Annotated in this window: 7 protein-coding genes; 5 read left to right on the top strand and 2 right to left on the bottom strand. The window is 68.7% G+C overall.

The features are described from left to right. The first annotated feature begins 29 nt into the window (after positions 1-29). A complete protein-coding gene (yihA, locus tag I53_RS28645; RefSeq protein ID WP_043357441.1) occupies positions 30-683 on the top strand; it encodes a ribosome biogenesis GTP-binding protein YihA/YsxC in 654 nt (217 codons plus the stop codon). Then, positions 680-1,063, top strand: coding sequence for a DUF423 domain-containing protein (locus I53_RS28650; protein ID WP_043357443.1), 384 nt, complete (start codon positions 680-682; stop codon positions 1,061-1,063). Before yihA ends, I53_RS28650 begins: the two co-directional genes overlap by 4 nt. Here the strand turns inward: I53_RS28650 and I53_RS28655 are convergent. Both I53_RS28655 and I53_RS28660 read right to left on the bottom strand, forming a co-directional pair. Beyond that, positions 1,060-1,737: a metallophosphoesterase family protein gene (locus I53_RS28655; protein ID WP_043357445.1), complete on the bottom strand. Its 678-nt coding sequence runs from the start codon at positions 1,735-1,737 to the stop codon at positions 1,060-1,062. The genes I53_RS28650 and I53_RS28655 overlap by 4 nt on opposite strands. Before the next feature lie 224 nt (positions 1,738-1,961). Continuing rightward, positions 1,962-2,456, bottom strand: coding sequence for a pilus assembly protein N-terminal domain-containing protein (locus I53_RS28660; RefSeq protein ID WP_043357447.1), 495 nt, complete (start codon positions 2,454-2,456; stop codon positions 1,962-1,964). Positions 2,457-2,754: 298 nt separating this feature from the next. Between I53_RS28660 and I53_RS28665 the strand changes: the two genes are divergently transcribed. The 3 genes from I53_RS28665 to I53_RS28675 form a co-directional block, all read left to right on the top strand. After that, on the top strand, positions 2,755-2,919 hold the full coding sequence (locus tag I53_RS28665; RefSeq protein ID WP_012320434.1) for a Flp family type IVb pilin: 165 nt from the start codon (positions 2,755-2,757) through the stop codon (positions 2,917-2,919). A gap of 197 nt (positions 2,920-3,116) precedes the next feature. Beyond that, complete coding sequence (locus tag I53_RS28670; protein ID WP_051045115.1) at positions 3,117-3,668, top strand: prepilin peptidase; 552 nt, start codon at positions 3,117-3,119, stop codon at positions 3,666-3,668. Between the two features lie 63 nt (positions 3,669-3,731). Beyond that, positions 3,732-4,225 (top strand): YgjP-like metallopeptidase domain-containing protein (locus tag I53_RS28675; RefSeq protein WP_043357451.1); only part of this gene is annotated, 494 nt, incomplete at its 3' end.

The following is a 4,225-nucleotide window of genomic DNA, read 5'->3' on the forward strand; positions in this document are numbered from 1 at the left end:
GCCGCCCCAGAGCTGACAGGCAATGTGCCGTGACTGAAACCAACGACGATGCGTTCGACCTTCTTGAGGCCGGCCGCCTTCTCTTTGCCGGCGCCGCCGACTTCTACGCGGCTGCCCAGACGCTCGATCGGCTGCCGCCCATGGAGGGCGTGGAGATCGCCTTCGCGGGACGGTCGAACGTCGGCAAATCGAGCTTGATCAATGCCCTCACCGGGCGGAACACCCTGGCGCGGACCTCGCACACGCCCGGGCGCACGCAGCAGCTGAACTTCTTCCGGATCGGCGAGCGCCTGTCCCTCGTCGACATGCCCGGCTACGGCTACGCCGCGGTCGAGAAGGCCAAGGTCGAGGCCTGGACGCGGCTGATCCATTCCTACCTGAAGGGGCGCGCCAGCCTCGCCCGCGTGTTCATGCTCATCGACGCCCGGCACGGCTTCAAGTCGATCGATACCGATGTGCTCGACGGCCTCGACAAGGCCGCGGTGAGCTATCAGGTCGTGCTGACCAAGGGGGATTCCCTCAAGAAGGGCGAAGTCGCGAGCCGCATTGCCGGGATCGAGGCCGGGCTTGCCAAGCGTCCGGCGGCCTATCCGCAGGTGATCCTCACCTCGAGTCGGGACGATTCCGGCGTGCCGGAGCTGCGTGCGGCCATCGCCAGGCTCCTCGTGGAGCGCGGCGCGTGAGTGTTGCGGGTGTCGATCGTGCGCTCGCGGCGCTCGCCTGCCTCGCCGGCTTGCTCGGTGTGGCGTTGAGCGCCGCCGCCGCGCACATCCCCGGCGCCGATTCGCTGAAGACGGCGGCGCAGTTCCTGCTGTTCCACGCCCCCGCCATTCTGGCGCTCATGGGCTTCGGCACCGCCGGCCTTGCCCGGACCGGGCTTGCCCGGACCGCTTCGGGGCTTCTGGTCCTCGGTCTGATCCTGTTCTGCGGCGACCTCTCGGTGCGCACGTGGCTCCAGCGCCCGCTCTTTCCGATGGCTGCGCCCACCGGCGGCGTCGTCCTGATGGGCGGCTGGCTCGTCGGGATCCTGTGCGCCATCGTCCCCGCGCGTCGAACCCTCTAGGCCGGCGCCCGGACCTGCAGGAAATGCAGCGCCGGGCCCTGCGCGGCGGAGAAGACGCCTGCCGTGAGGGCTCCCCCGTAGACCGCTGCGGTGTCGAGGTTCGTGCGGAACCGGCGGATTTCGGGCCGTCCGTTGCGCTGGGGGGTATGGCCATGGACCACGTGGCGGCCGAAATCGTGGTCGCCCTCCAGGAACGGCTCGCGGATCCAGAGCCGATTGTGATCGTCCGGATCCGGGATCGCCGCGCCGGGCCGGAAACCGGCATGGACGTACCAGCGGGCGTCATCCCCATGCAGGGTGGGGAGACCTTCGAGCCAGTCGAGGGTGTCGCGTGGCAGATCGCCCGCCTCCCGGGCGCCGAAGGAGGCGAGCGTCGCCTCCCCGCCGTTGTAGAGCCAGTGTTCCGCGGCCTGAGGGGTCTGCAGCGCATCGAGCAGCATCCGCTCGTGATTGCCCATCAGGCAGATGACATGCTCGGGCTCGGCCCAATTCAGCCGGCTCACGGTGCGGAGAACCGCGGCGCTGTCCGGCCCGCGGTCGATATAATCCCCGAGGAAGACGAGGCGGCGGCCGCGGTCGGCGGCATGGTCGGCGATCCGCTCCAACAGCGCATCGAGGAGGTCGGCGCAGCCGTGGATGTCGCCGATGACATAGGTGAGCGGACCGGATTCCATCGCGCCATCGTCCACCGGGCCGTCCCGCTCCGCAAGGGCACATGATCGGGACGGGCTGCTCCCCGTCGCCGGGGCAGCCTCAGCGCGTGGCGATGGTCCGCAAGGCCGTCGCCGACCAGAGCGGCGCTGAGGGGCGCCCCCGCATCGACGGCGGGTGGCGATGTGGTGCCCGCGAAATCGGCCGCGACGTCACCCGGGCGTCTTCGCTCCCGGATCCGGTTCGATCAGTGATCGGCCGCCGGAACTGTTCCGGCGCCGCCGCCGGTCGCAAGCTTGCGGCGCGCGTCGGCCTGCCCGCTGGTCGTGCCGAAATAGCTCGCCGAGTCGCCGAGCTGTACCGACGGTTGGCAACTCGGCGTGCAGGACAGGGATTCCCGGTCGAGACCGCGCTGGACCGTGATGGTCGAGTCCCGCGATGCCTCGACCCGGATGGTCGTCTCGGCAATCATGGCGCCGCCGTTGTCGAGGGCGATGAGATTGGTCGATCCGAAGCTCTTGCCGGTGAGCACGAGGACGCCGTTCTTCTGCGGCGTCACCTCGGCGATGATCGGATTCCCGACGATGATGGTCGAGGTCTTCTCCGGCAGGCGGAGAACCTTGGCATTGTCCACCAGAACGGTCACGACCGGCAGCAGCTCGGGCTGACCCGCCACGGCTGTGGCGCCCGTCATCAGGACGATGAGGCCGGCTCGGCCCGCAATCGACAGGGTGCGGCGCATCGGGTTTCCTCAAGACGACGGGTAGCGGACGAGATCCGACCCGAAGCCCGAGGCTATCGCGGGATGGGTGAAGGAAGCGCTAAGCAAGACCAAGAGTCCGCGCACTGCCGTATCGAAGAAACCCAACCTTCACCAATCTCGCAACGAGACGGCATTTTACGACGCTCCGGGATCGATTTAACCGATTTTCAAGGCGAAATCGCCAGTCTGTGCAGGCCGCCGATCGAGACAAGAAAAATCTTCATCGGTCATCGCGCAAGTTTTGCCTCGCTCTATGTTGATCGAAGGATCGCTCTCCATGAAGACCCTGTTCACGCGCTTCGCCTCGGACGAGTCCGGCGCCACCGCGATCGAGTACGGCATGATCGCGGCCCTGATCGCCGTCGCCATCATCACCGCGCTGAAGACCGTTGGCACCAGCCTCACCAGCAAGTTCAGCCAGATCTCCGGCAACCTGAACTAAGCGAGACGGCTCTGATCTGCGGCAGGTGCGAGACACCCCGGCTCTCGGCGAGAGACCGGGGGCTCGGCCGGCCGGGATCGTTCTCGTTCGCGGCGGCACAGGCCGTCTGGTAATGCGCGGATCCATTCCGGCCGACGGATGGCCGGGTCGGATCGTTGGCCGGTGATGCGACAGGTTTCGACGAAATGGGCGCCGAGATGGTCGGTTCAGCGACGGCAAGCCTCGGCCTGACAGGTCTGGGCCCGGCCGGATTCGGCCTGTTGATCCTCTTCCCGTTCCTGATGGCGTACGCAGCCGCCAGCGATCTTCTGACCATGCTGATCCCCAACCGGATCTCCCTCGGCCTCGTGGCGGGGTTCGCGCTCCTCGCCCTGACGGGCCCGATGAGCTGGGCCGAGATCGGCTTCCATTGCGCGGCCGGCGCGGTCGTTCTGCTCGTCACCTTCGCGCTCTTCGCCTTCGGTGTCATCGGCGGCGGCGATGCCAAGCTCGCGGCCGCCACGGCCCTGTGGCTCGGCTTCGATGGACTCGGCGATTACCTGCTGGTGGCGTCACTGTTCGGCGGTGCCCTGACGCTGGGGATCCTGTTCGCGCGGACGCATCCGCTGCCCGTCCGGATTGCGCGCATGCCGTTCGCACTGCATCTGCACGACGCCAAGACCGGGATCCCGTACGGGATCGCCCTGGCGGCGGCCGCTCTCCTCGTCCTGCCCGACACCGACGTCTGGACCCGGGCCCTCGCTGGCTGAAGCCGCGGCGCTTCGGGCCGGCGGGATCTGGAGCCGCGCGTCCGGCCCAGCTAGAAGTCGCGCATGCCCTTCGCGCTGCTGCGTCGCCCCGATCCCGATCATCTTGAGGTCCAGCACGAGGGGGCCAGTTTCCGCGTTGCCCTCCGGCGGCGGGAGACCGCGCGCCGCATCACCCTCCGGGTCTCGGCCGCCACCGGCGAGGCGGTGATCACCCTTCCGAGCCGCACCGCCGTCAACACCGCACAGCGCTTCGCTGCGAGCCATGCGGGCTGGATCGCAACGCGTCTGGCCCGTGTGCCGGCTCGCGTGGCCTTCGAGCCTGAGGCCAGCCTGCCGCTCCGCGGCGAGCCTCACCGGATCCTCCAGCGCGGTACCCGCAGCGGTCCGGTACGGGTCGAGTGCGTCGCCGGAGAGCCGGCCATCTCGGTGTCCTGCGACGCAGCCCATGTGGCGCGCCGAATCCGCGACTTCCTGGCCCGTGAGGCGAAGCACGACCTCGCCGAGGCGATCGAGCGGTATGCGGTGCCACTCGGGCAGAGGCCGGTCCGCGTCACCCT

Source organism: Methylobacterium sp. B1 (genome assembly GCF_000333255.1).
Taxonomy (GTDB): Bacteria; Pseudomonadota; Alphaproteobacteria; order Rhizobiales; family Beijerinckiaceae; genus Methylobacterium; species Methylobacterium fujisawaense.

Bases quoted from the DNA above. Each gene is read 5' to 3' on its own strand.
- I53_RS28670 (WP_051045115.1), top strand. From the start codon at position 3,117: ATGGTCGGTTCAGCGACGGCAAGCCTCGGCCTGACAGGTCTGGGCCCG.
- I53_RS28660 (WP_043357447.1), bottom strand. From the start codon at position 2,456: ATGCGCCGCACCCTGTCGATTGCGGGCCGAGCCGGCCTCATCGTCCTG.
- I53_RS28665 (WP_012320434.1), top strand. From the start codon at position 2,755: ATGAAGACCCTGTTCACGCGCTTCGCCTCGGACGAGTCCGGCGCCACC.
- I53_RS28655 (WP_043357445.1), bottom strand. From the start codon at position 1,737: ATGGAATCCGGTCCGCTCACCTATGTCATCGGCGACATCCACGGCTGC.